The organism is Synechococcus sp. W70.1, assembly GCF_047461515.1.
GTDB lineage: Bacteria > Cyanobacteriota > Cyanobacteriia > Thermostichales > Thermostichaceae > Thermostichus.
Window position 1 is genome coordinate 107,614 of the sequence record NZ_JANSHH010000032.1, and the last position, 23,077, is coordinate 130,690.

The 23,077-nt window shown below is 59.4% G+C and carries 24 protein-coding genes and 1 tRNA gene; 17 read left to right on the forward strand and 8 right to left on the reverse strand.

Annotation, left to right across the window (positions count from 1 at the left end; all coding sequences use genetic code 11):
- Positions 1–30 precede the first annotated feature (30 nt).
- Positions 31–2,241 carry a cobaltochelatase subunit CobN gene (gene cobN, locus NW808_RS08525; RefSeq protein WP_414420911.1) on the forward strand — a complete coding sequence of 737 codons (2,211 nt, stop codon included), beginning with the start codon at positions 31–33 and terminating at the stop codon, positions 2,239–2,241.
- On the opposite strand, the gene NW808_RS08530 is transcribed toward cobN, so the two are convergent.
- Entirely contained in the window at positions 2,238–4,976 is a 2,739-nt protein-coding gene (locus NW808_RS08530; RefSeq protein WP_414420912.1) for a valine--tRNA ligase, read from the reverse strand. The genes cobN and NW808_RS08530 overlap by 4 nt on opposite strands.
- Before the next feature lie 167 nt (positions 4,977–5,143).
- Between NW808_RS08530 and NW808_RS08535 the strand changes: the two genes are divergently transcribed.
- Positions 5,144–5,569, forward strand: coding sequence for a heavy metal-responsive transcriptional regulator (locus NW808_RS08535; protein ID WP_414401614.1), 426 nt, complete (start codon positions 5,144–5,146; stop codon positions 5,567–5,569).
- A 44-nt stretch (positions 5,570–5,613) separates the two neighbouring features.
- A complete protein-coding gene (locus tag NW808_RS08540) occupies positions 5,614–6,060 on the forward strand; it encodes a putative iron-sulfur cluster-binding metallochaperone (protein WP_414420913.1) in 447 nt (148 codons plus the stop codon).
- Here NW808_RS08540 and NW808_RS08545 read toward each other — a convergent pair.
- Positions 6,050–6,871, reverse strand: coding sequence for a phosphatidate cytidylyltransferase (locus NW808_RS08545; RefSeq protein ID WP_414420914.1), 822 nt, complete (start codon positions 6,869–6,871; stop codon positions 6,050–6,052). The two genes, NW808_RS08540 and NW808_RS08545, sit on opposite strands and share 11 nt — an antisense overlap.
- Before the next feature lie 74 nt (positions 6,872–6,945).
- Between NW808_RS08545 and NW808_RS08550 the strand changes: the two genes are divergently transcribed.
- The 3 genes from NW808_RS08550 to NW808_RS08560 all read left to right on the forward strand — a co-directional run bounded on the left by NW808_RS08550 (position 6,946) and on the right by NW808_RS08560 (position 9,922).
- Positions 6,946–7,104 carry a hypothetical protein gene (locus NW808_RS08550; RefSeq protein ID WP_414420915.1) on the forward strand — a complete coding sequence of 53 codons (159 nt, stop codon included), beginning with the start codon at positions 6,946–6,948 and terminating at the stop codon, positions 7,102–7,104.
- Between the two features lie 43 nt (positions 7,105–7,147).
- Positions 7,148–8,149 (forward strand): pyruvate dehydrogenase (acetyl-transferring) E1 component subunit alpha, encoded by a 1,002-nt coding sequence (pdhA, locus tag NW808_RS08555; protein ID WP_414420916.1) that lies wholly within the window; start codon positions 7,148–7,150, stop codon positions 8,147–8,149.
- Positions 8,150–8,341: 192 nt separating this feature from the next.
- Positions 8,342–9,922: an NAD(P)H-quinone oxidoreductase subunit 4 gene (locus tag NW808_RS08560; protein ID WP_414420917.1), complete on the forward strand. Its 1,581-nt coding sequence runs from the start codon at positions 8,342–8,344 to the stop codon at positions 9,920–9,922.
- Positions 9,923–10,043: 121 nt separating this feature from the next.
- Here the strand turns inward: NW808_RS08560 and NW808_RS08565 are convergent, their stop codons facing one another.
- From NW808_RS08565 to NW808_RS08575, 3 genes are all read right to left on the reverse strand, one after another.
- Complete coding sequence (locus tag NW808_RS08565) at positions 10,044–10,223, reverse strand: hypothetical protein (RefSeq protein WP_414420918.1); 180 nt, start codon at positions 10,221–10,223, stop codon at positions 10,044–10,046.
- A gap of 175 nt (positions 10,224–10,398) precedes the next feature.
- Positions 10,399–10,569 carry a hypothetical protein gene (locus NW808_RS08570; protein ID WP_414420919.1) on the reverse strand — a complete coding sequence of 57 codons (171 nt, stop codon included), beginning with the start codon at positions 10,567–10,569 and terminating at the stop codon, positions 10,399–10,401.
- Positions 10,570–10,727: 158 nt separating this feature from the next.
- Complete coding sequence (locus NW808_RS08575) at positions 10,728–11,726, reverse strand: ABC transporter substrate-binding protein (RefSeq protein ID WP_414420920.1); 999 nt, start codon at positions 11,724–11,726, stop codon at positions 10,728–10,730.
- A gap of 130 nt (positions 11,727–11,856) precedes the next feature.
- Here NW808_RS08575 and cobA point away from each other — a divergent pair, with 130 nt between their 5' ends.
- Genes cobA through grxC form a run of 4 tightly spaced genes read left to right on the forward strand, consistent with a single transcriptional unit; the run spans position 11,857 to position 17,354 of the window.
- Positions 11,857–13,365 (forward strand): uroporphyrinogen-III C-methyltransferase, encoded by a 1,509-nt coding sequence (gene cobA, locus NW808_RS08580; protein ID WP_414420921.1) that lies wholly within the window; start codon positions 11,857–11,859, stop codon positions 13,363–13,365.
- Positions 13,366–13,401: 36 nt separating this feature from the next.
- A complete protein-coding gene (gene menB / locus NW808_RS08585; protein ID WP_414395320.1) occupies positions 13,402–14,226 on the forward strand; it encodes a 1,4-dihydroxy-2-naphthoyl-CoA synthase in 825 nt (274 codons plus the stop codon).
- 44 nt (positions 14,227–14,270) lie between these two features.
- Complete coding sequence (gene polA / locus NW808_RS08590) at positions 14,271–17,057, forward strand: DNA polymerase I (protein ID WP_414420922.1); 2,787 nt, start codon at positions 14,271–14,273, stop codon at positions 17,055–17,057.
- A 36-nt stretch (positions 17,058–17,093) separates the two neighbouring features.
- Positions 17,094–17,354, forward strand: coding sequence for a glutaredoxin 3 (grxC, locus tag NW808_RS08595; protein WP_099884243.1), 261 nt, complete (start codon positions 17,094–17,096; stop codon positions 17,352–17,354).
- A 69-nt stretch (positions 17,355–17,423) separates the two neighbouring features.
- Here grxC and NW808_RS08600 read toward each other — a convergent pair whose 3' ends face one another.
- Positions 17,424–17,720, reverse strand: a complete 297-nt coding sequence (locus NW808_RS08600; protein WP_414420923.1) for a DUF2470 domain-containing protein — start codon at positions 17,718–17,720, stop codon at positions 17,424–17,426.
- Positions 17,721–17,830: 110 nt separating this feature from the next.
- On the opposite strand from NW808_RS08600, the gene NW808_RS08605 reads away from it, so the two are divergent.
- From NW808_RS08605 to NW808_RS08625, 5 genes are all read left to right on the forward strand, one after another.
- Entirely contained in the window at positions 17,831–18,262 is a 432-nt protein-coding gene (locus NW808_RS08605) for a DUF29 domain-containing protein (protein ID WP_414395310.1), read from the forward strand.
- Between the two features lie 8 nt (positions 18,263–18,270).
- Positions 18,271–18,699: a DUF29 domain-containing protein gene (locus tag NW808_RS08610; RefSeq protein WP_414405077.1), complete on the forward strand. Its 429-nt coding sequence runs from the start codon at positions 18,271–18,273 to the stop codon at positions 18,697–18,699.
- A gap of 439 nt (positions 18,700–19,138) precedes the next feature.
- Positions 19,139–19,414, forward strand: coding sequence for a hypothetical protein (locus tag NW808_RS08615; RefSeq protein ID WP_414395304.1), 276 nt, complete (start codon positions 19,139–19,141; stop codon positions 19,412–19,414).
- A gap of 113 nt (positions 19,415–19,527) precedes the next feature.
- Positions 19,528–20,196 (forward strand): RNA-guided endonuclease InsQ/TnpB family protein, encoded by a 669-nt coding sequence (locus NW808_RS08620; protein ID WP_414420924.1) that lies wholly within the window; start codon positions 19,528–19,530, stop codon positions 20,194–20,196.
- Between the two features lie 63 nt (positions 20,197–20,259).
- A complete protein-coding gene (locus tag NW808_RS08625; RefSeq protein ID WP_414405075.1) occupies positions 20,260–20,526 on the forward strand; it encodes a hypothetical protein in 267 nt (88 codons plus the stop codon).
- A 51-nt stretch (positions 20,527–20,577) separates the two neighbouring features.
- On the opposite strand, the gene NW808_RS08630 is transcribed toward NW808_RS08625, so the two are convergent.
- The gene (locus NW808_RS08630; protein ID WP_414420925.1) at positions 20,578–21,942 is read right to left on the reverse strand and encodes a CRTAC1 family protein; all 1,365 of its coding nucleotides are present in this window, start codon (positions 21,940–21,942) and stop codon (positions 20,578–20,580) included.
- 89 nt (positions 21,943–22,031) lie between these two features.
- Here NW808_RS08630 and rpsT point away from each other — a divergent pair, with 89 nt between their 5' ends.
- A complete protein-coding gene (gene rpsT, locus NW808_RS08635) occupies positions 22,032–22,337 on the forward strand; it encodes a 30S ribosomal protein S20 (RefSeq protein WP_414395296.1) in 306 nt (101 codons plus the stop codon).
- 40 nt (positions 22,338–22,377) lie between these two features.
- On the opposite strand, the gene NW808_RS08640 is transcribed toward rpsT, so the two are convergent.
- Positions 22,378–22,821 carry a hypothetical protein gene (locus NW808_RS08640; RefSeq protein ID WP_414420926.1) on the reverse strand — a complete coding sequence of 148 codons (444 nt, stop codon included), beginning with the start codon at positions 22,819–22,821 and terminating at the stop codon, positions 22,378–22,380.
- A gap of 141 nt (positions 22,822–22,962) precedes the next feature.
- Between NW808_RS08640 and NW808_RS08645 the strand changes: the two genes are divergently transcribed.
- Positions 22,963–23,035 (forward strand) — tRNA-Arg (locus NW808_RS08645).
- The last annotated feature ends 42 nt before the right edge of the window (positions 23,036–23,077 follow it).

The following is a 23,077-nucleotide window of genomic DNA, read 5'->3' on the forward strand; positions in this document are numbered from 1 at the left end:
GGTTGCATGAGGGTCACCTAGCGCTAGGCCATGCACCGAATAGCAGCTTTGCCCGGAGGATGGGATCCCACCCAGTCCGGGGTTATTTTTCTGGAGCAGGATCCGGCTCCCCTTGTGGTTCTTTCGGCAGCCGATACGGATCTCACCGCCCTGAGCGCGGCTCTTTCGCTTCTGCCCCAAGACTTCCCGGAGGTGCGGGCTGCCAATCTCTTGCACTTGCAGCAGCCCCTGAGCATTGACGACTACGCCGAGAAGGTATTGCAGCAAGCTCAAGTTATCCTCATTCGCCTGTTGGGGGGAAGGGCCTACTGGAGCTACGGCCTAGAGGTGGCCAAACAGGTGGCAGCCGACGCGGGATCCACCCTAATTGTCATTCCCGGCGATGACCGCCCTGATTGGGATCTGGTGAGCCATTCCACTGTGCCTCTAGGGGTGGCGGATCGGGTGTGGCGGTACTGGCTGGAGGGGGGAGCGGAGAATGTGGCGGCCTGTCTGCTGTTTCTAGCCAGGGAATTTTTGGGGCGCCAATATCCCGTGCCGGATCCTCAAGTGTTGCCTCGCCTGGGGGTCTACCACCCTCCTGTCGCTCTGCCGGCTCCTTCCCCAGCTCCCAAGGTGGGGATTTTGCTCTACCGGGCCCATGTGCTGGCGGGAAACACCCAGCCCATCGATGCTTTGGCCAGAGCCCTGCTGGAGCGGGGGTTGCAGCCCTTTTGCCTTTACACCTATAGCCTTCAAGACCCGGACTTGCCTCAAGCCCTTCGGGATCACTTTGGCGGCCAGATTGAGGTGTTGCTCAATACCACCAGTTTTTCGCTAGCGCGCTTGGACAGCCAGCAGCTCGATGTGAAACTATGGCAGGAGTTGGATGTGCCCGTTTTGCAGGTCATCCTCAGCAGTGGACCCCGGCAGAGCTGGCAGGACTCGACGCGGGGCTTGGGGGCGCGGGATCTGGCCATGAATGTGGCTTTGCCCGAGGTGGATGGGCGCATTATTAGCCGCGCCATTTCCTTTAAAGCTGTTCAACAGCGGGATCCCCGCTTGCAAACGGAAGTCGTGGCCTATGAGGCGGTGCCGGATCGGGTGGAGTTTGTAGCCGATCTAGCAGCCAACTGGGTAAAACTGCGGCGCACTCCCCCTTCCCAGCGGCGACTGGCTTTGATTTTGGCCAACTACCCCAGTCGGGATGGACGCCTGGCCAATGGAGTTGGGTTGGATACGCCAGCTAGCTGCGTCGAGATCCTCAAGGCCCTGAAGGAAAACGGCTACCAAGTGGGCCCCCTGCCCCAGAGCGGCGATGAGTTGATTGGCTGGCTAACCCAAAGCCAAACCTATGACCCGCTGGGATCCCTGCGCCCGGCTCGGCAATGCCTTTCCGCTGACCTTTACCGCGAGTGGTTTGCCTGCTTGCCGGAGCCCATCCAAACCGATCTCATCCGGCAATGGGGGGATCCGCCCTCTCAGGATATTCCCGTAGTGGGACTGCAGCTAGGGCACGTTTTTGTCGGCATCCAGCCGCCGCGAGGCTACGACCGGGATCCTTCTTTGAACTACCACGCCCCAGATCTGGTGCCCCCCCACGAGTACTTGGCCTTTTACCTGTGGCTGCGGCAGGTCTTTGGCGTGCAGGCGGTGGTGCATGTGGGCAAGCACGGCAACTTAGAATGGCTGCCCGGCAAGGGATCCGCCCTTTCCTCTACCTGCTACCCGGAGATTGCCCTGGGGCCCCTGCCCCACTTTTACCCTTTTATCGTCAACGATCCAGGGGAAGGATCCCAGGCCAAGCGGCGAGCCCAAGCCGTAATTATCGACCACCTCACCCCGCCCCTCACGCGCGCCGAGCTGTACGGCCCCTTGGCAGAGTTGGAGCGGCTGATGGATGAGTACGTGCAGGCCCAACAGTTGGATCCCAGCCGCTGTCCCCTCATTCGCGCCCAGATTGAGGAGCTGGTCCGCTCAGAGCACCTGGATCAGCAGTTCAACCTGGAAAAAGAGGAAGATTGGAACCGCCTGGATGGCTATCTCTGCGAGCTCAAAGAATCCCAAATCCGGGACGGGCTGCACATCTTTGGCCGCATGCCCAGCGGCGAGCAACTGGTAGATCTTCTGGTGTCCCTAGCCCGCTACCCCGGCCATGGACAGCTGGGCCTTACCCAAGCCATTGCCCGCGACTGGGGATGGGACTGGGATCCCTTGACCGCCGACCTGACGGATCCCTGGCCGGACAAGCCCTACCCCTAGCCCAGCTTCTCCAGGCGGGCCTGCAAGAGCTGCCTCTGGGCCTCCAGCTCCGCCAGTTGCTTGCGGCTAGCCTGCACCACGTCAGAGTTGGCGCGGCTCAAGAAGTTGGGGTTTTCCAGGCGAGTGCGGATCCCTTGGGCCTCTTTTTCCAGTTTGGCTAGGTCTTTCTGCAGCTTGGCCCGCAGCGCTTCCACGTCCACCAGCCCTGCCAGGGGCACCAGCACCTGCACCGTGCCCACCACGGCCGCCGCCACCTGCCTGGGCTCCGTGGCTAGGGATCCTGCAATCTCCAGCGACTCAACCTTGGCCAGCTCGCGGATATAGGCCTGGGCGGCGGTGAGAATCTGCTGCTCTTCAGGATCCTCGGTAACCAGCAGCGCGGCGATGGTTTGATGGGGCTTGAGGCCAGCTTCCGCTCGCAGGTTGCGCAGGCTGGTGATGACTTGGGTGACCAAGCCAAACTCCCGCTCCAGTTGGGGGTTAACCCAGCTGGGGTCAGGGGTGGGATAGGGCTGCACCGAGATGGAAGTGGTTTGGTTAGCCTGGGTGAGGAGTTGCCAGACTTCCTCGGTGACGTGGGGCATCCAGGGGTGGAGCAGCCGCAGAATGGTCTCCAGCACGGTGGCCAGTACCTGCTGCGCCGTGCGCTTGGAGGCCAGGTCTTCTCCCCGCAGCCGGGGTTTAGCCAGCTCGATGTACCAGTCACAAAAGTCGTCCCAAATTAGGGAATACAGAAGCCGCGCCCCCTCGCCCAGGCCGTAGGCTTCCAGCTCCTCGATCACTTGGGTGGCTGTGGAGTGCAGCCGGGAGAGGATCCAGCGATCGGCCAGCTCCAGCGCTTCCGGGGTAGGGGATCCCAGTTGGGCGGGGGTCTGTCCCTCCAAGTTCATCAACACAAAGCGGGAGGCGTTCCAGATCTTGTTGGCAAAGTTGCGGGCTGCCTCCACGCTGGCACTCTCGCCGGTCTTGCGGTCGTAAGCCAAGCGGATATCCTGCCCGGCCCCCACCACTTCCCTGACCAGAGCGTAGCGCAGGGCATCGGTGCCGTACTTGTCCAAGAGCTCGATGGGATCGATGCCGTTGCCCTTGGACTTGGACATCTTCGCCCCGTGCTCGTCCCGCACCAGGCCGTTGATGTAGACATCTTTGAAGGGGATCTGGCCGGTAAACTGCACCCCCATCATGGCCATGCGGGCCACCCAGAAAAAGATGATGTCGAAGCCCGTAGACATGAGGGAGGTGGGGTAGTAGCGCTTGAAGTCCTCCGTCTCCTCTGGCCAGCCCAGCGTGGAAAAGGGCCACAGAGCCGAGCTAAACCAGGTGTCCAAAACATCGGGATCCCGCTCCAGCCGCTCAACTTCTGGACCAAACTTCTCCCGCGCCTTGATCCAGGCTTCTTCGGCATTGCGAGCCACCACAAAAACCTGGGGATCCTCAGGGATCTGGCCGTTGATGACCGGATACCAGGCTGGGATCTGGTGCCCCCACCACAGTTGTCGCGAGATGCACCAGGGGCGCAGCTTCTCCAGCCAGCCCGTGTAAACCTTGGTCCAGCGCTCCGGAATAAAGCGGGGGTTGTGGTGTTCCCGCTCCTCCTGCAAGCAACGAGCTGCCATCCCCGAGACATCGCAAAACCACTGGATGGAGAGCAAAGGCTCAATGGGCACACCCCCCCGGTCGCTATAGGGCACGGTGTGGGTGTACTCTTCCACCTTCTCCAGCAGGCCGTGCTCGGCAAACCACTGCACCACCTTCTCGCGGGCCACAAAGCGATCCAGGCCGGTGAAGGGATCCCCGTTCTCGTTGAGGGTGCCGTCCTTGTTGAGGATGTTGATCAAGGGCAACTGGTGGCGCTGGCCCATCTCAAAGTCGTTGGGGTCGTGGGCTGGGGTAACCTTGACGCATCCAGACCCAAAGGTGGGATCCACATACTCGTCGGCAATGATGGGGATAAGGCGATCCTTGATGGGCAGCCGGACAAACTGGCCGATGAGATGGCGGTAGCGCTCGTCTTGGGGGTTAACCGCCACGGCTGTATCCCCCAGCATTGTCTCAGGGCGGGTGGTGGCCACCACCAGGTACTGGCTGGGGTCGGCGGCCAAGGGGTAGCGGAAATGCCAGAGGTGGCCCTTGACCTCTTTGTTGTCCACCTCGATGTCGGAGACCGCCGACTGGGTGGCCGGACACCAGTTGACCAGATACTCGCCCCGATAGATGAGCCCTGCTTCGTAGAGGCGGACAAAGGCTTCCGTAACGGCCCGGCTCAGCCCCTCATCGAGGGTAAAGCGATCCCGTGTCCAGTCCAGCGACAAGCCCAGCCGCCGCAGTTGGCTTTTGATGGTGCCCTGCGACTTCTCCTTCCAAGCCCAGGCCCGCTTCAGAAAAGCCTCGCGGCCCAGGTCAAAGCGGCTCTTGCCCTCCTGGCGCAGTTGGTTTTCCAGAATGGTGTGCACGGCAATGCTGGCATGATCCGTGCCCGGCAGCCAGAGGACGTTGTAGCCGCGCATGCGCTTGTAGCGCACCACCACATCCGGCAGGGTAAAGGCAAAGGCATGGCCCATGTGCAGGCTGCCCGTAACATTGGGCGGGGGCAGGACCATGCTGAAGGCTTCCCCCGGCGCCTTGGGATCCGCCACGTAAAACCCCTTTTCCTCCCAAAAGCGCTGCCACTTGGGCTCGGTCTCAAAGGGGTTGTACTGGCTAGGCAGGTTGGCGAGGGAAGGTGCAGCAGTCATGCGGGGGCTGGGTTGCTCAAAGGACTACCCTAACTAGGTTAGCAAGCTTACTCCCAGCCGTCGGGCTCTTTTGGGGAGGTGGGCTTTCTGGGGATCCCTCTTGACCTTGTAGTTAGCTACAGGGTTTAGACTAAGAGAGCTTCTGGAGAGAGGGTAGAGAACCCGGCATGTCTGAGCTGCTGCGGGTGGGTCAGGTAGCCGAGAAGTTGGGCATCAGCCCCCAAACCCTCTACTTCTACGAGCGCCTGGGGCTCATCCCCAAGCCCCGTAGGACAGAGGGGGGCTACCGCCTCTACGGAGAAGCTGAGCTGGAGCGGCTAGCTTTCATTGCCCGCGCTAAGGCTTTGGGACTTACCCTGGCCGAGATCAAAGAATTGCTCCTGCTTCAGGAGAACGGGCAAGCCCTGCCCTGTTGGCAGGTGTACGTAAAGCTAACCGAAAAACTAAGACAAATCGACAAGTCAATTGCCCATCTCCAGGAACTTAGAGGGGAGTTATCGACACTCATTGAAAAGTGTCAACAAAAATTTTCTGAGCAGGAGAAAAGTTCCTCTTGCGCTATCTTTCAACAGCAACAGCTTAATAACCCATGACAAGAGAACCCTTTTTCCCATTTTCTGCTAAAGCTTGGCAGCCCTTGTGTCCAAAGAGCGGGGAGCAAGGGATCCCGGTTCAACTGATTACGCTGAAGAGCCTTCTGTCTTGTCAGGCTTTGGAGCAACTTAATGCTAACGCCAGCTATGCGTTTTGTCGGGATCCCCTTTGCCCCGTCGTCTATTTTTCTGAGGAAGGTCAGAGCTTTGGGGTTGACGACCTCAAGGTTCCCGTCTTTCAAAAAGAAAGTGGCGAGGACGTGCCTGTCTGCTACTGTTTTGGATGGACGCGCCGGCGCATTTGGCAAGAGCTCCAGGGATCCAAAACGCCCCAGGCTATCCTCAAGGGGATTGCCAACCGCATCAAAGCCAGGGGCTGTGGCTGTCAGGTGAACAACCCGCAGGGATTTTGCTGTCTGGAAAACGTCAGACAAGTCATCTTGGAGATGCAGCAAAGGAAGGCTGAGGAACAAAACCCGATTATTGGCTGAAATAGGCGTTGAGCCATTCCAGACATTCCATAAAGTAAAACACCAGCGGCCCGGTAAAGACGTAGCTATCGCCCCGATCCAAAATGCCGCCGTGGCCGGGAATGAGATCCCCGGAGTCTTTTACTCCCGCATCCCGTTTCATGAGGGACTCGGTGAGATCCCCCAGCAGGCTAGTTAACCCAATCAAAAACCCCAGCACGCTGCCGCTCAGCCAGCTCCAGGGCCAGTTTAGGTAGTGGGCTCCCAGCATAGCCAGGGCCATGCTGGCTGCGATCCCGGCCACTGCCCCTTCCACCGTCTTTTTCGGGCTGAGGATGGAGAGCTTGGTGCGCCCAAAGGCCCGACCACACAGGTAGGCCGCTACATCGGCAGCGATCACGCAGCCAATGGCCAGCAGCGTAATCCATAGCCCTTCGCCCAGCCCTTGCGCAAAAGACAAGGCCCTGACCCGAATCCAGAAGCTGGGCAGCAACGCACAGTAGAACAACCCCAAAATCGAGGTGGCAATATCGGCAATGGTGGCCACCTTGGGCTTAAAGAGCAAATAAAAACAGATGATCGATCCCGCCACGATAAAGGCAGGGCTGGTCCACTCGGGCTTGACCTGCTGCAAAATCACCAGCACCTGGCTGGAAAACATGGTGGTGCGCATGGCCGGCGCATTGCCCTTAGCCCGCACCAGACGAAAGAACTCCAGTTGGGCCAGAAAAATAATCAGCCCAAGGGCTGCCGTGAAGTACCAGCCCCCTAGCAGGGTAACCGTCAGGGCAAACAGCACCGCCACGAAACCGCTAACCCAACGGGCTCCCATAGGCGCACCCCGCTATGTTGGCCAGCCGTTCCGGTTCGGGGGAGAGATCCCAGCCGCCCGAGACCCTTGCCAGGATGCCTGCTCTTGCGGCCTTCGCCTCAGCGGGACGGAGTTTTGACTTCGACGTGGCTGCTGCAACGGCAATGCCTCCTGCCTTAATCTTCCAGTCTACCGCTGGGATCCCCCGCGATCTCCAGTTGGCGGGATCGCAGGTGTTCCTGAGCGTGGGATAATTGAAAAACTGCAAGAACGGGTTACCCTCAATTGGATTTCAGAATGGTTCAGGAACTTACCCCTCCCGTGGCTAGTCCCCGCATCTCCGCCGAAGAGGCTCGAATGCTCTACGAAGACATGGTGCTGGGCCGCCTGTTTGAGGACAAGTGCGCCGAGATGTACTACAAGGGCAAGATGTTCGGCTTTGTGCACCTCTACAACGGGCAGGAGGCTGTGTCCACGGGGGTGATCAAGGCGCTTAAGCCCACCGACTATATCTGCAGCACCTACCGGGATCACGTGCATGCCCTCAGCGCTGGGATCCCGCCGCGAGCGGTGATGGCGGAGCTCTTCGGCAAGGCCACTGGCTGCAGCAAGGGTCGGGGCGGCTCCATGCATCTGTTTTCGGTAGAGCACAACTTTTTGGGAGGCTATGCCTTTGTGGCCGAAGGGATCCCTGTGGCTACAGGGGCAGCGTTTTCAGCCAAGTACCGCGGCACTGACCAGGTAACCGTCTGCTTTTTTGGGGATGGGGCCTGCAACAACGGCCAATTTTACGAATGTCTCAACATGGCCGCCCTCTGGAAGTTGCCTATCGTCTACGTGGTGGAGAACAACTTTTGGGCTATTGGCATGGCCCACAGGCGTGCCACTTCGGTAACCGACATCTACCTCAAGGGCCCAGCCTTTGGCATGCCTGGCTACCAAGTAGACGGCATGGACGTGCTGGCGGTGCGGGAAGCAGCTCAGCAGGCCATCGCCCGCGCCCGTGCCGGAGAAGGCCCCACTCTCCTGGAGTGCCTCACTTACCGCTTCCGCGGCCATTCTTTGGCTGACCCCGACGAGCTGCGCAGCCCCGAAGAAAAGGAATTTTGGCGGCAGCGGGATCCCATCAAACGCCTGGAGCGCTACGCCTTGGAACACAACTTGATGACTGAGGCGGACTTCCAGGCCATTCACGAGAAAGTGAGCGCCGTAGTGGAAGACGCAGTCCTTTTTGCCCTGGAAAGCCCAGAGCCCACGCTGGACGAGTTGCACCGCTTTGTTTTTGCCGAAGATGAGTAGCTAGGCATTGGGGCAGTGCAGCTTGCCCTCGGGCCGCCATTGCCGCCCTCTTGCCAAGCCTTGATGCTTACCATCAGAGAAACCTTGTCCAGGTCTGCGCTCTTGCGCAGATTTTTTTGTAAAGGTCGCTTTCCATTTGTTTACATAGCTTCATATCATTGAGATGTTGAGTATAAGTACCTATTCTCAATCATGAGCAGTCCTCTTGAGTTTCCTTGGCTGTCGGCCCTGGTGCTGCTGCCACTGCTGGGTGCCTTTGGGATCCCCCTGCTTCCCCAGAGCCGCTGGGCGCGTTGGTATGCCCTTGCCGTGGGGGCTTTGGATTTGGGCCTGATGGCCTACATCTTTGGGTGGCACTACGACCTGCGGGATTTTTCGCTGCAACTGGCCGAGCGTTACGCCTGGGTGCCCCAGATCGGGTTCCACTGGTCGCTGGCGGTGGACGGCCTGTCCTTCCCGCTGGTGCTGCTGTCGGGCTTGATTACGACTTTGGCGATTGTGGCAGCTTGGGAGGTGGCCTACAAGCCGCGTCTATTTTTCTTTTTGCTGCTGCTCCTGTACGGCGCCCAGGTGGGTGTGTTCTTGGCGCAGGATCTGCTCCTCTTTTTCTTGATGTGGGAGATTGAGCTAGTGCCTGTTTATCTCCTCATCGCCATCTGGGGCGGGCCGCAGCGCCAGTATGCTGCCACTAAGTTCATCCTCTACACCGCCGCTGCTTCGATCTTTATCTTGGTGGGATCCCTGACAATGGCCTTTGCTGGCGAGGGCTTTAGCCTGGAGATGGCAGAGCTAGGTGCTAAGTCCTACCCGCTGGCCCTGCAGATCTTGGCGTATACGGCTTTCCTCATGGCCTTCGGGGTCAAGCTCCCGATTTTTCCCCTCCACACTTGGCTGCCCGATGCCCACAGCGAAGCCTCGGCGCCCATCTCTATGATCCTGGCCGGGGTACTGCTCAAGATGGGGGGCTATGGCCTCATCCGCCTAAACGCGAATCTCCTAGCGGAGGCCCACGTGTACTTTGCCCCGGTGCTGGCGGTGCTGGGGGCAGTGAACATCATCTATGGGGCGCTGGCGGCCTTGGGACAAAACCACCTCAAGCGGCGGCTGGCCTACTCCTCCATTGCCCACATGGGCTTTGTGTTGATTGGCATGGCAACTTTTACGGAGCTGGGGCTTAATGGCGCTCTGCTGCAGATGATCTCCCACGGGCTGATCGCGGCGGTGCTCTTCTTCTTGACAGGGATCACCTATGAGCGCACCCACACCCTTTTTCTGGAGAAGTTGGGAGGATTGGCCAAGCAACTGCCCAAGACCTTTGCCCTGTTTACGGCAGGAGCTTTGGCCTCTTTGGCGCTGCCGGGGATGAGCGGCTTTGTGGCCGAGCTGACGGTATTTTTGGGCTTGACCACCAGCGATGCCTATGCACCAGCCTTCAAAGCAGGGGTGGCGCTGCTGGCGGCAGTGGGTCTTATCTTGACGCCTGTCTACTTGCTTTCTCTGCTGCGGCAGACTTTCTATGGCCCTTCGGATCCCAGCCTGGTGCTGGAAGAGTACCTGGGCGATCTGCGCCCGCGGGAAATGGCAGTGGCCCTCTGCCTGCTCTTGCCAATTCTTGGCATTGGCTTCTACCCACGTTTGGCTATCCAGAGCTATGATGTGACAACGGTGGCGGTGGCAGCCCACTTGCGCAGTGCCCTGGCAACGGAAATTGTCCAGCGGCCCCTTTTGCCAGCGCAACCAGCTCAGGTAGCAGCGCTGCCCACCCGTAACTGAGAACTTTGCGGCTTGCTTAACAGGAAGAGCTGGTACTTTTCAGCTCTTCTTTTGCTTTTTTTAATGTTTGAGCTTGGACTTGAGGGGGAGGATGTCTTCAACCCTGCTGGGGGTGTTAACTCTAGCGAGGATCGGAAGGAATAGAGTTGTGTTCCATCAGGTTGAGTTGCACCACCAGCCACCATAGGGTGATGTCGGAGTAGGTTCCCCGCTGCTTCAGACGGGAGATAGAGTGAACCGGGTTTTGGCTGTCGATCATCCACTCCGAAGCAATGATTCGGCTACGTTCGCGGGCTTCCATTTTTTCTCTCCCCTCGCCAACTCTCAAAGCTTGAGATAGCTCCTATTTTCAGGATGGCGAATTTGGCGGGGAGCGTGTGAAAAAATATATTACGCGAGGATCCCAAGGAGAGCTAACTTTCTTAGCAATTGCAATCCCAGGGGCCAGTTAGTTGGGCGCTTGCCGACTGCGAGGGCTAGAGAAGCTTGACAAAGGGTCGAAATTTTTGCCAGGGGGGTAGGGATACCCTGACGGTGAGCCGATCCAAAATCTCATCGTGGGAGAGGCCTTTGCGAACCCATCCTTCACAGCTGTGCAGCCGCTGGGCGGCGCCGAGGAGAAAGCGGTTGAGAGGTGGCCTGCGCACAGACTGGATCCGGTCCTGAGAGCACCAAGAAGAAGCCCGCCAGTATCCCCCCTCCAGATCCATTTTGGTTCCCCAGAGCTTGCAGGCTATGGCCAACGCTATCGGCTTGGATGGCAACGACCCTCTGCCCCACTGGTGGCCGCCAAGCTTGGCGGTGATTAGGCAATCTGGCTAGGAAGAAAGTCAAGGGTGTAGGCTTGCTGGACGTCCAAGCCAGCTTCGACGACTCCCAGGGCAACCATTTCCTGAAAATAGGTCTGCCAGCGCTGGTGGGTCATGGCGCCGATCCCCAGGGTAGCCGCGTCGCCGGCAGTGAGGAGGCCGTAGTCTTTTAGGGCCTGGTGGGCGTAGGCCAAGAGGGCCTCGCTCATGTTGGGGTTGTCCTCGCGGATGAGGCGGTTGCCGGGGCGGGGATCCTCTAGGTAGCTTTGCCACCCTTCAATGGAGGCGGCCACAAACTTGCGCACTTCCTCAGGGTGCTGTTCGGCAAAGGGGCGGGTGGTCTCCAAGGTAGTGGCATAAGGGGAATAGCCGTAGTCGGCCAAGAGAAAGACAACGGGATCAAAACCGCCCTCCTGGCGCACGCGGAAGGGCTCGGAGGTGACATAGCCCTGTTGGGCGGAATACTTGTCGAGCAGGAAGGGGGTGAGGCTGAAGTTGTAGGGGCGCTTTTGGTCGTCGGTGAAGCCAAATTTGGCCCGCAAGAAAGGCCAGTAGGTGAGGTTGGCCCCTGGCGAGACCCAAATGGGCTTGCCCCGCAAGTCCTCTAGGCGCTCGATGCCCACCCCCGGATGGGCCAAGAGACACTGGGGATCCTTTTGGAAAAAGGCAGCCACGGTGAGCACTGGAATCCCAGATTGCAGGGCGGCCAGGGCGTCAGGGCTGCCGCCGAGGACGAAGTCTGCTGCCCCCCCCGCCAGGAGTTGCAGCACGTTGACCGCCGTTCCCCCCATGCGGATTTCCACCTGCAGGCCGTAGTCGGCGTAGATGCCCAGGGCCAGGGCTTGGTAGAAGCCGCCGTGTTCGGCTTGGGCATACCAGTTGGTTACTAGCCGCAGAGGCCGGGATTGGCGGGATCCCGCTCCCACCGCCAGTAGAGCAGCTCCAGCAGCCAGAAACTGCCGGCGCGGCCAAGGCTTTGCAACGGCGTTAGCCATGGGCTTCCACGCTTTTCCGTCTAGGGGCAGGGCTCTTCTTAGCCTAGCTGGAAGATTGGAGAGAGGGGGCTAAGATCCTGCTTTTGCGGCAGGATGGGATAGTTGAGACCAAAGACAGCAGCACATCCCCATGGGCAAGGTGTATCTGGTGGGAGCGGGGCTGGGCGGGCGGGCGGGTCTGACGCAAGGGGCGCTGGAGATCCTGCGGCAGGCCGAGGCGGTTTGGGTGGATGAGCTGGTGGACGAGCGCTTGTTGGCGGAGTTGTCCCCGCAGGCCCAGGTGTGGCGACGTTCCGGAGAAGCGGGTTTGCAGGAGGGCATTCGCTGGCTCATCCAGCGCTGCCGAGAAGGCAAGCAGGTGGTTCACCTCAAGTCGGGGGATCCCTTGATCTTTGGCCGCGCCCGTGAGGAAGTGCAGGCCCTGCGGGAGGCAGGCTGTCCGTTTGAGATCTGGCCAGGCTTGTCGTCGGCCCTAGCCGGCCCTTTGTGGGCTGGGATCCCGTTGACCGATAAACACCTGAGCCGCGCCTTTGCCGTGCTGACTGCCCATGAGCTGGAAGCTCTGCCCTGGGGCGCTCTGGCCCAGTTGGATACGCTGGTGATTTTGATGGGATCCCGGCAGCGGCAATCCATTGGCACCCGGTTGCTGGAGTCTGGGATCCCGGCAGACCGCCCAGTGGCCCTGATCTGGGGGGCGGGGCAGGCGGAGCAGCGGGTTTGGGTGGGCACCTTGACGGAGCTGCAGCAGGGGGAAGGGGTAGAGCCGGAGGCTGGGGAAAGGTTGCCGGGGCTATTGATAGTGGGCGAGGTGGTGCGGCTGCGGCAGGAATTTTTGCCGGGGATCCCACCGTTGCCGCCACCGGCTCCTTTGGCAGGCAAGACGGTGCTGGTCACCCGTGCTGAGGGGCAGTCGCCGGCTTTTCGCGAGCTGCTGCGGGCTCAGGGGGCGCGGGTGGTGGAGATGCCTGCCCTGGTGATCCAGCCTCCTAGCAGTTGGGATCCCCTGGACACCGCCATTGCCAACTTGCAACAGTTCAACTGGCTGCTGCTGACTTCGGCCAATGGGGTGCAGGCTTTTTTCGAGCGGCTGCAGCGGCAGGGGCAAGATAGCCGGGCGCTCCACTCCCTGCAAGTGGCGGTGGTGGGATCCAAAACGGCGGCGGTGCTGGCTCAGTATGGCATCCGCCCAGATTTGATGCCCTCCGCGTTTGTGGCCGAAGCCTTGCTGCCCATTTGGCCAGAGCCGGTGCAGGGGCAGCGCATCCTCTTTCCCCGCGTCGAATCCGGAGGACGGGAGGAGCTGGTGCAGGGGCTGCGGCAACGCGGAGCTGAGGTGGTGGAGGTGGCTGCTTATCAATCGACCTGTCCGGCAGCGGCGGATCCCCAAGTCCTGGAAGCCCTGAAGACCCGCCAGGTGGATATTCTCACCTTTGCCAGCTCCAAAACGGTGCAGCATTTTGCCCACCTCCTGCGCCAGGCAGGGCTAGGCCCTGAAGTCTGGGATCCGCCGGTCCAGATTGCTGCCATCGGCCCCAAAACGGCGGAAACCTGCAAGAAGGTCTTAGGGCGGGTAGATGTGGTGGCTCAGGAGTACACCCTGGAAGGGCTGTTGGGATCCCTCCTCCGGGCCACCCCCTAGCGGGATAATGGGAGGGCAGTCGGGACTCTGGACACCATGTGGCAGACGGCCAAGCTCTACGAAGACATCCTCTACGAGAAGACGGACGGCATCGCCAAGATCACCATCAACCGGCCCCACAAGCGCAATGCCTTCCGCCCCAAGACCATCGTCGAAATGATTGATGCCTTTCTGGATGCGCGGGAGGATCCCAGTATTGGAGTCGTGCTCTTGACGGGCGCCGGGCCCCATACGGATGGAAAGTATGCTTTCTGCGCCGGCGGGGATCAGAGCGTGCGGGGAGAGGCCGGCTACCTGGATGAGGCCGGGGTTCCCCGTCTTAACGTCTTGGATCTCCAGCGCATCATCCGCTCCCTGCCCAAGGTGGTGATTGCCCTAGTGGCTGGCTACGCCATTGGTGGGGGCAATGTTTTGCATCTCATCTGCGACCTGACCATCGCTGCTGACAACGCCATCTTTGGCCAGGCCGGGCCAAGGGTGGGCAGCTTTGACGGCGGCTTTGGGGCCAGCTACCTGGCGCGGGTGGTGGGACAAAAAAAAGCGCGCGAAATCTGGTTTCTTTGCCGCCAGTACACCGCAGCGCAAGCCCTGGAGATGGGCCTGGTCAATGCGGTGGTGCCGGTGGAGGAACTGGAAGCCGAAGGGATCCGCTGGGCGCGGGAGATCCTCCAACACAGTCCTCTGGCCATCCGCTGCCTCAAGGCTGCTTTCAACGCCGATTGCGACGGCCAGATGGGACTGCAGGAGCTGGCGGGAGACGCGACGCTCTTGTATTACATGACCGAGGAAGCTGCCGAGGGCAGACGCGCTTTTTTGGAGAAGCGTCCTCCCAACTTTCGCCAGTTTCCCTGGCGGCCCTAGGGGGCAGCAAACGATAGGCTGGACTCAGTTGTTGGTCTTGGCCGATGGCTTCCCACCCTCCGAGGCTGCTTTTGGTCGATGGCCACTCCCTGGCCTACCGCTCTTTTTACGCCTTTGCCCATAGCCGCGAGGGGGGCTTGCGCACCTCCACCGGGATCCCGACCAGTGTCAGCTTTGGCTTTTTGAAATCGCTACTGGAGGTCTTGGAGAAATACCCCCCCACCCACATAGCTGTTGCCTTTGATACCCGGCAGCCCACCTTTCGCCACGAGGCCGATGAAACCTACAAAGCAGGCCGTCCGGAAACGCCGCCGGAGTTTATTGAGGATGTGGAAAACCTCAGGCAGGTGTTGGCGGCGCTGCGCATTCCAATTTTGGCAGTGCCCGGCTTTGAGGCTGACGACGTTCTGGGTACGCTCTGCAGGCTTGCCCCCCAAGAGTATCGGGTGCAGATCTTAAGCGGCGACCAGGATCTCTTTCAATTGATTGACCGCGAGGGAAGAATTCGGGTTCTGCACCTCAACAGCAAAGATCGCGTCAGCGAATTTGGCCCCCAAGAGGTCAAAGAGAAATTGGGCATCTGGCCTTGGCAGGTGGTCGACTACAAAGCCCTCTGTGGTGACCCCTCCGACAACATTCCCGGCGTCAAGGGGATCGGCCCCAAGCGAGCGGCAGAGCTCTTACAGCGCTACGGCAGCTTGGAGGAGATTTTCAACCATCTGGAGGAGATCCCTGGCAAAGTCCAGCAGTACCTCAAGGAAGGGATCACCGCAGCCCAGCACTCCCAATTTCTGGCTCGGATTCACTGTGATGTCCCCCTTTTGCCCGACTGGGAGAGCATGAGGCTGACCGGGTTTGACCCGGCGGAAGTGCTGCCGCTTTTGGAGAAACTAGAGTTTCGCAGTTTCATTGCTCAAGTGCGCAAGCTGCAAGCCACTTTGGGCGGGATCCCAGCCCAAGCCTCTGAAGCCAGGACAGGTTCAAAGAATGGCTCTGCCGACGACGAGGCCCTTTGGTTTGATTTTGCTGCACATCCCCCCCCTTCTCTGCCGCCGGTACGCATTGTGGATACCCCTGAGCAGTTGGAGCGGTTGCGGCAGGAGCTGTTGGCCTGCTCCGGGATCGTAGCCTGGGACACGGAAACCACGAGTCTAGATCCCCGCGACGCCCAACTGGTGGGGATTGGCTGCTGTTGGTCGGAGCGGGATGTTGCCTATTTGCCCATTGGCCACCGCCAGGGATCCAACTTGGACTGGAACCTAGTCAAACAGAGCCTACAGCCCATTTGGGAGGATCCCAGTCGCCCCAAAAGCCTGCAAAACTGCAAGTATGATCTCAGTATTTTTCGCGCTCATGGCATTCGCCTACAAGGGATCCAATTTGATCCCATGTTGGCTAGCTATGTGCTCAATCCAGAAGCTAGCCACAACTTGGCTGATTTGGCAGCTACCTATCTAAATTTACCCACCACCAGCTATGAAAAGCTGCTGGGCAAAGCAGACTCCATTGCCGATCTGCCTATCCCCAAAGTGGCAGAATATTGCGGAACCGACGCCTACTGCGCCTATCGTTTGGTGCCCATCCTCACCGAAAAGCTACAGCAAACTGACCCACGCCTCTGGAATCTTTTTATCCAGGTGGAGCTGCCCTTGGCTCACGTTTTGGAAGAAATGGAGTGGGTCGGCATCCGCATTGACACTGAGTTTCTCAAGCAGTTTTCTCAGGAACTGGAGAAAGAGCTGCAGACTCTGGAGCAGAAAGCCTACGCCCAAGCAGGCGAGGTTTTTAACCTCAACTCTCCCAAGCAACTGGGATCCCTGCTTTTTGAAAAGCTAAAGCTAGATATCCGAAAAACTCGCAAGACAGCCACCGGCTACTCCACCGATGCTTCGGTTTTGGAGAAGCTGGAAGGAGATCACCCAGTTGTTGAAACGATTCTCCAGTACCGCACTCTGGCCAAGCTCAAATCCACCTATGTGGACGCGCTGCCAGCTCTGGTAAGACGCGATACGGGCAGGGTGCACACCAACTTCAACCAGACTGTTACCGCTACTGGCCGACTCAGCTCCTCTAACCCCAACCTGCAAAACATCCCCATCCGCAGCGAGTTCAGCCGCCGCATTCGCCAGGCCTTCATTCCCCAGGAGGGGTGGTTGTTGGCCTCAGCTGACTACTCACAAATTGAGCTGCGCATCTTGGCCCACCTCAGCCAAGAGCTGACGCTCATCGAGGGCTTTCGCTCAGGGGAAGATGTGCACACCCTTACCGCTCGCTTGCTCTTTGAAAAACAAGAGGTAACTAGCGAAGAACGCCGCCTTGCCAAGACAATCAATTACGGAGTTATTTACGGCATGGGGGCGCAGCGTTTTGCCCGCACTGCCGGCGTGTCTCTGGCAGAAGCCAAGGAATTTTTGCGGCGATTTAACGAGCGCTATGCTGGTGTTTTTGCCTATCTCCGCGCCACCGAAGCCTTTGTGGAAGAACATGGCTATGTGGAAACCATCTTGGGCCGCCGTCGCTATTTCCCCAATTTGTCTCAGCTGTCGGGCCATCGCAAGCAAGCTGAGCTGCGGGCTGCCGTGAACGCCCCCATTCAGGGATCCGCTTCAGACATCATCAAAGTGGCCATGGTTCGCCTGCAGGAAAAGCTGCAGAACTTTCGCTCGCGTTTGCTTTTGCAAGTTCACGACGAGCTGGTGTTTGAAGTAGAGCCCTCAGAATGGCAGGACTTACAGCCACTCATTCAAAGAGAAATGGAAGGGGCAGTGCCCCTCTCCATACCGCTGGTGGTGGATATCCAAATCGGCCACAACTGGAAGGAGGCCAACTGAAATGTTAAGCTATGTGAAAGCGTTCGTTCTCTCCCTATGGCTGTTGAGATCTACACATGGCGTTTTTGTCCCTTCTGCATTCGCGCCAAGCAACTGCTAGACCGTAAGGGAGTCAAGTACATCGAATACGCCATCGATGGGGACGAGGCAGCGCGAGCGGAGATGGCCAAGCGGGCCAACGGGCGCCGGTCAGTGCCCCAGATTTTCATCAACAACCAGCACATCGGCGGCTGCGACGACCTCTACGCCCTTGAGGCCCAGGGCAAGCTAGATCTGCTCCTGCAGCAGGCTACCTAGACCCGTCCCTTGCTCGGGGCCTCGGCTAGCTACTTGAGGCAGACGGATGCACGGGCAAGGAGACTCAGCCTAGACACTGCCCTGCTTAACCCGAGCGCGTGCTTGTTTCAACATGGCAATCAGGGTGTGGTGGGCATCTTCGGAATCCTTGAGAGGGTGATCAAAGGGAATGCGCAGCGTTTGTACGGCTCCGTCAACCTCTACCTGCAAGTCCATCCCTTCCGAGTCGATAGCCTGCATGCGGGCCTGGGTCACCCCTTCCACCTGACCGAAGACTCTGGCATAGAGCGCTAGGGCATCGGCGTGGTCTTCGTTCATGTGCTTGCAGATGCGCTCGCTAACCTGAGGGGTGAGAGGGTCGGCCATAGAAGTGAGAGTTGCAAAAGGGATGTCCAGGTTTTAGTCTAGCGGACTCTTGGCTCAAACGAATCTTTTCACAGGCAAGGCCCAGCAGCTGAAACCAGACGGGGGTGGACATGCAGCTTTACGAGCGTGACTTCTATGCCTGGACCCAGGAGCAGGCGACGCTGCTGCGCACGGGCCGACTGGAGCAGCTAGATACTGAGCACTTGGCAGAGGAAATCGAGGCTTTGGGCAGACAGGAGCGCCGCGAATTGGTCAATCGACTGGGGATCCTGCTGGGACACCTCCTCAAGTGGCAGTTTCAGCCCCAGCTTCGCGGTAAAAGCTGGCAGGCTACGATCATCGAACAGCGGCAGGATATCCAGGAACTCATTGCGGAGAGTCCCAGCCTCAAATCTTATCTAGCTGAAGCGATGGAGAAGGCCTATCGCAAAGGACTGCTCCTGGTGGTGAGAGAAACGCCCCTCTCTCTACAGGATTTGCCTGATCAGTGTCCCTACACGTTTGAGCAAGTGATGGATCCCAGCTTTTACCCTGAAAAATAGGAGTGAGTATGCAGCTTTACGAGCGCGACTTCTATGCCTGGACCCAGGAGCAGGCGGCACTGCTGAGGTCGGGGCAGTTGGAGCGACTGGACAGAGTTCATTTGGCAGAGGAAATTGAGGCTTTGGGCAGGCAGGAGCGCCGGGAACTGGTCAATCGACTGGGGATCCTGCTAGGCCATTTGCTGAAATGGCAGTTCCAACCTCACTTGCGAGGTAAAAGCTGGCGAGCAACCCTTAGCGAGCAACGCCGCCAAATTCAGCGACTCCTCAAAGAGAGTCCTAGCCTCAAACCGGAGCTGGCGGCAGCTCTGGCAGAGGCTTACCAAGACGGGATCCTGCTCGTAGTAAAGGAAACACCGCTTGCTGAAGACGACCTGCCCGCCGAGTGCCCCTACACTCTTGAGCAAGTGGTAAATCTCGGCTTTTATCCGGGATGAGAACAGCTCAAAGGGCTTTGCTCGCCCTCGAGAAATGCCGCCTCTTGCAACCTGACAGAGAAAGCTGGGTTGTCCAGACCAATCTGTCCCCCAAGAGCTGCAACCAGAGCTTTGGGAGGGCCGACACCAGCAGGCCGAGAAGCTTATCACTGCTCATGCCAACACACTGAGAATCTTAATAACAACGGCAGGCCTCAAGGCTCACGAAAGCTGAAGTGAATTCCTCCTCGTGCTAGCGGGACAGGGTTCCTCTAGGGGGCAAGTGCTGCTAGGCTTTGCGCTCCGCGCCGCTAACGCGAGCAAGACTGAGCTCAGGCTCAACAACAAACAGCGGACACTGACAGCCCAACATGCCGGTGTAGCCCGCCGTGCCTACAACTAGGGCCTGGCCATCTGCCAACAGGCCATTGAGGCCAAGCCGAAACTACCCACGGCCAAAGTGCTCCGCACCGCTGTCGCGAACGACCTGCACAAGCGGCTGGTGGTGGGGGTCAAGAAGGCCAACCCCTGGTACTACCAAGTCTCCAAGTGCGCCCCGCAGCAGGCACTCCGCAGCTTAGAGCAAGCCTGCGCGCTACGCGCCGCTGACGCGAACAAACGCTGGCGGAGTGGACTGGGCCGGTTTCCCCGCTTCAAGCGCAAGGGGGTACGGGACAGCTTTTATCTCGAAGGCAACATCCACATCTCCGGCAACCGCATCAAGGTACCTATCTAAGGCCTCCGGCCCGCTTGGTGAGTGGCTGGTTACGCTGTGCGGAGATCCCCCCTACTGCCACCCCCCAGAACGTCGTGATCAGCCTGCGGGCTGGGCGGTGGTACATCTCTTAAGTGCTACGCACCGCTGAAGCGAACAAGTACGAGGCCCTGTCTCCGCAGGTTGAGGAGACGGGGGATGGGGTGGGGGTGGGCTCGGGCGTGAACCAGCTGGCCACCTGCGCCAGTGGGGAAATGTTTGATAACCCCAAGCCCTACCGCAAAGCCCAGAAGCGCTTGGTGAGGCTGCATCGGCGGCTGAGTCGCAAGCAAAAGGGATCCGCCAGCCGCAAGAAGGCAGTGGTGCAGCTTGCTAGGGCCCACAAACGGGTGGCGGACATACGACTAGACAACTTGCACAAGCTGACCAGCTACTTGGCCAAGAAGTACCGGGTGGTGGTGATTGAGGACTTGCAGGTAAAAAACCTCCTCAAGAATCACCGCCTGGCCGGATCTTTAGCCGATTGTGGCTTCTATGAGTTAAGGACTCCGTCCCGCTATCGCGAACGGCGACAGCTAGAGTACAAGGCCCAACTCTACGGCTGTCAGTTGGTGGTGGTGAATAGGTTTTATCCATCCAGCCAACTGTGTTCACGGTGTGGGCACCGACAGAAGATGCCACTTTGCCAGCGGGTGTTTCGGTGTGAAAGGTGCGGCCTGGAGATCGACAGGGATCTGAATGCTGCTCGAAAGCTACATGCTGCGGCACCTAAGCCGCTGCAAAGATCAAGCCAGGAGAGCTGAATAGGATAGAGATCCGCAGGAGCTAGTTAGCCAGCAGGTGCGCTATTTCCAGCGGCTTTATGTTTGGCGCCTGCCGAGGCAGAGTTGACCTGGCTGCAAGCCCCAGCGCGCTTGACCGATGAAGAAATTCTCACGCTGGTTCGAGAGGTGTTTTTGCCCTTGGGGATCGATGGTTTTCGCCTCACCAACGGCGAACCTCTGCTCAGGCTGGGCTCAGATGTGGCCCTCACACCAACAGCTTCAACCTCAGTCAAAAAGCCCAACTTCTCTATGGGGCGGGGCTACGCTGCATCAATGATCACAGATTGGGATCGCTGGCAGCAGATCTAGGCCAGAATCCAAGTTGCCCACCAAGTGGGGTTCGATGTTTCAGATTAGCGACTAGCCAGGATAGGGGATCCGCAGAAGCTGGTTAACAGGGGGGTTGACCACTTGCACTTCTTTCCCGTCCGGCCACTGGATCTGGATTTCCTTGACCACCGTCTCGGATCCTAGGCCAAAGTGGGCCACCGGCTCCATTTGGCAGAGGTAGCCGCTGCCGGCATCGATGGGCCGAATCTGCAGGCGGCCAGGAGTTACTAGCCGCACCAGAGCGCCGCGGGCTGGGGATCCCTGGCGAGTTAGAGGCAAGACCCTCAGCCAGTTATTGGCATTAGCCAGGGGCCGGTAAAAGCTTAGAGGCTGGGCGCCCGATTCCCCGTGGGCAATGAGCAGCTCCAGGCGCCCATCCCCATCCACATCCGCCACCGCCGCGCCTGTCCCCAGTCCCTGGGGCTCAGCCGCCTCCCCAATATCGATGGCCTGCCAGGAGCCAGAGCGCCAGCCAAACAGGCGGTTGGGCTCGCCGATGTTGTTAAAAAACAGCTCCGGGTAGCCGTCGTTGTCGAAGTCGGCAGCGATGACCGTGCGGATGCGGGAGGGCCTGGCCAGCTCGGGGGGAGCCACGTTTTTGAAAATGCCACTGGGGGTTTGGATCCAGAGGCGATGCGGCCCTTCCCAATTGCCGTACACCAAGTCCAGCCGCCCGTCCTCATCCAGATCCACTGCTGCCACGCCGCGCCCGTGCTCGTTGGGATCCGCCAGCCCCACCTCGGCGGCGATTTCCTCAAAGGTGCCATCCCCGCGGTTGCGGAACAAAAAATTGGGCCCCTGCTCGTTGACGGCGAAAATATCCATCCGCTGGGAGACCAGAGGCACGGCCACCAGCCCTCGCCCACCTGTAATCCGGTTCACCCCCGCCTCGGGCGCTACATCAGCGATCATCTGGTTGGAGCCCAGCTCGTAAAGCCGCATGGGGCCGCCGTAGTTGGCGACGAAGAACCCGTACTGTCCGCGGCCCAGGCGATCCACACAGGCCACCGAGCGTCCGGCAGTGAGGTTGAGGGCATCTTGGTTGTGGGGCAGCGAGAACAGATCCACCCAGCGGGAGCCCTGCCAGTCGAAGAGGCGATCCCCAAAGCGCTTGCGCCCGCCGAAAGTATCGGTATTCAAAACGTAGAGTTCTTCTTGGCCGTCACCGTCAAAGTCGCCAGCAGCTACCCCAATGGCCATGCGCCCCGCATCGGCCAGGGTGTCGTCCACCAGATCCACCAGCGCCTGCCCGTTCCACTTCAAAACCCGGTTCGGGCCGCGGAAGCCGCACACAAATAGCTCAAAAGCCCCGTCCCGATCCAAGTCGCAAACGGCAACCCCATAGAAAAGGGCAGGCGGGTTGAACTGGATGAGGGAGCTGCAATCGCAAAACATGGGGAGCCCGTCCGACGGCTGGGGGAGGAACTCGTGGGACTCTAGGCTCTGATGGTATGCTAGATCCTCGCTGTTCTTACCTTTCAACCATGCCACGTACCAAATCCGCTATCAAGCGCCTCAAGATTGCCGAGCGAAACCGACTGCGCAACAAGGCTACCAAGGCCATGGTGCGCGCGCTCATGAAGAAGGTGATCTCTCTCTCTTCTGCCTACGCGGCCAACCCTCAGCCGGAAACCCTGCAGGAGATCCAGGCGGCAATGAGCGCTGCCTTTAGCCGCATCGACAAGGCGGCCCAAAAAGGTGTGCTGCACAAAAACACCGCCGCTCGTCGTAAGGCTCGTCTGTCCCGGATTGTGCAACGCTCGATAGCTGCTGCTCCTAGCTCCTCCTAGGTCAGCATCTGGGAGGCCTTGCCAGCCGGGATGCCTTCTGTTAGCGGGGATCCAGGGTGCACACCAGCCAGCGCCGCAGAGGGTGCCAGGCAGGCAAAGACAGGATCCAGCGGGACTGTTGCTCGAGCATCTGGCGCTCGAAGGGGTAAAGCCCAAACAGCTCGTAGCGGCTTTGGGCAACTAGGATCCCTACGGTGAAACTGACGCAAAGCAACAGGCCAAAGGTGGGCCAGCTAGGGCGGTAAAAGAGGGCATAGCGCAGGCCCGTCCAGGTAAAGTGTTGCCAGAGGCGGAGGAAATCTGCCCGCAGCGCCCAAAGACTAGGGATCCCGACCAACAGCCACAGCAGGCCCAAAAAGACGAAACTGCCGCCGTGGTAGAGCCGCAGCAAGCGTCTAGCCGCCGGCGAGAGGGATTCCAGGCCGGGAGGGACGCGAACGGCTTTCTTCTCCTCAACGAAGCTAGGATCAGGGGGCAGTGGCATAGGGATCCCTCCTGTAGGCGTAGAAAGCACCTGTTGAAAGCAGGCCTTTGTCATCATAGGGCTAAAGGTTCTTTGACGATCCTTGGGGCAACCGACCTTCCGGTAGGCAAGCTTCCCAAGGCTATAATGACTCTGGATTCTGCCTTGCTAGCTCAATGGATAGAGCACCGACCTTCTAAGTCGATGGTTGCAGGTTCGAGTCCTGCGCAAGGCGCTAGGCAAAGTTCTCCACAAGCTGGAGCTGGCCTCTAGCCGT

Excerpts from the sequence above, each read along its gene's own strand:
- cobN (WP_414420911.1), top strand. The coding sequence starts at position 31 with ATGCACCGAATAGCAGCTTTGCCCGGAGGATGGGATCCCACCCAGTCC.
- NW808_RS08530 (WP_414420912.1), bottom strand. The coding sequence starts at position 4,976 with ATGACTGCTGCACCTTCCCTCGCCAACCTGCCTAGCCAGTACAACCCC.
- NW808_RS08535 (WP_414401614.1), top strand. The coding sequence starts at position 5,144 with ATGTCTGAGCTGCTGCGGGTGGGTCAGGTAGCCGAGAAGTTGGGCATC.
- NW808_RS08545 (WP_414420914.1), bottom strand. The coding sequence starts at position 6,871 with ATGGGAGCCCGTTGGGTTAGCGGTTTCGTGGCGGTGCTGTTTGCCCTG.
- NW808_RS08550 (WP_414420915.1), top strand. The coding sequence starts at position 6,946 with ATGCCTGCTCTTGCGGCCTTCGCCTCAGCGGGACGGAGTTTTGACTTC.
- pdhA (WP_414420916.1), top strand. The coding sequence starts at position 7,148 with ATGGTTCAGGAACTTACCCCTCCCGTGGCTAGTCCCCGCATCTCCGCC.
- NW808_RS08560 (WP_414420917.1), top strand. The coding sequence starts at position 8,342 with ATGAGCAGTCCTCTTGAGTTTCCTTGGCTGTCGGCCCTGGTGCTGCTG.
- NW808_RS08565 (WP_414420918.1), bottom strand. The coding sequence starts at position 10,223 with ATGGAAGCCCGCGAACGTAGCCGAATCATTGCTTCGGAGTGGATGATC.
- NW808_RS08575 (WP_414420920.1), bottom strand. The coding sequence starts at position 11,726 with ATGGCTAACGCCGTTGCAAAGCCTTGGCCGCGCCGGCAGTTTCTGGCT.
- cobA (WP_414420921.1), top strand. The coding sequence starts at position 11,857 with ATGGGCAAGGTGTATCTGGTGGGAGCGGGGCTGGGCGGGCGGGCGGGT.
- menB (WP_414395320.1), top strand. The coding sequence starts at position 13,402 with ATGTGGCAGACGGCCAAGCTCTACGAAGACATCCTCTACGAGAAGACG.
- polA (WP_414420922.1), top strand. The coding sequence starts at position 14,271 with ATGGCTTCCCACCCTCCGAGGCTGCTTTTGGTCGATGGCCACTCCCTG.
- grxC (WP_099884243.1), top strand. The coding sequence starts at position 17,094 with ATGGCTGTTGAGATCTACACATGGCGTTTTTGTCCCTTCTGCATTCGC.
- NW808_RS08600 (WP_414420923.1), bottom strand. The coding sequence starts at position 17,720 with ATGGCCGACCCTCTCACCCCTCAGGTTAGCGAGCGCATCTGCAAGCAC.
- NW808_RS08605 (WP_414395310.1), top strand. The coding sequence starts at position 17,831 with ATGCAGCTTTACGAGCGTGACTTCTATGCCTGGACCCAGGAGCAGGCG.
- NW808_RS08610 (WP_414405077.1), top strand. The coding sequence starts at position 18,271 with ATGCAGCTTTACGAGCGCGACTTCTATGCCTGGACCCAGGAGCAGGCG.
- NW808_RS08630 (WP_414420925.1), bottom strand. The coding sequence starts at position 21,942 with ATGTTTTGCGATTGCAGCTCCCTCATCCAGTTCAACCCGCCTGCCCTT.
- rpsT (WP_414395296.1), top strand. The coding sequence starts at position 22,032 with ATGCCACGTACCAAATCCGCTATCAAGCGCCTCAAGATTGCCGAGCGA.
- NW808_RS08640 (WP_414420926.1), bottom strand. The coding sequence starts at position 22,821 with ATGCCACTGCCCCCTGATCCTAGCTTCGTTGAGGAGAAGAAAGCCGTT.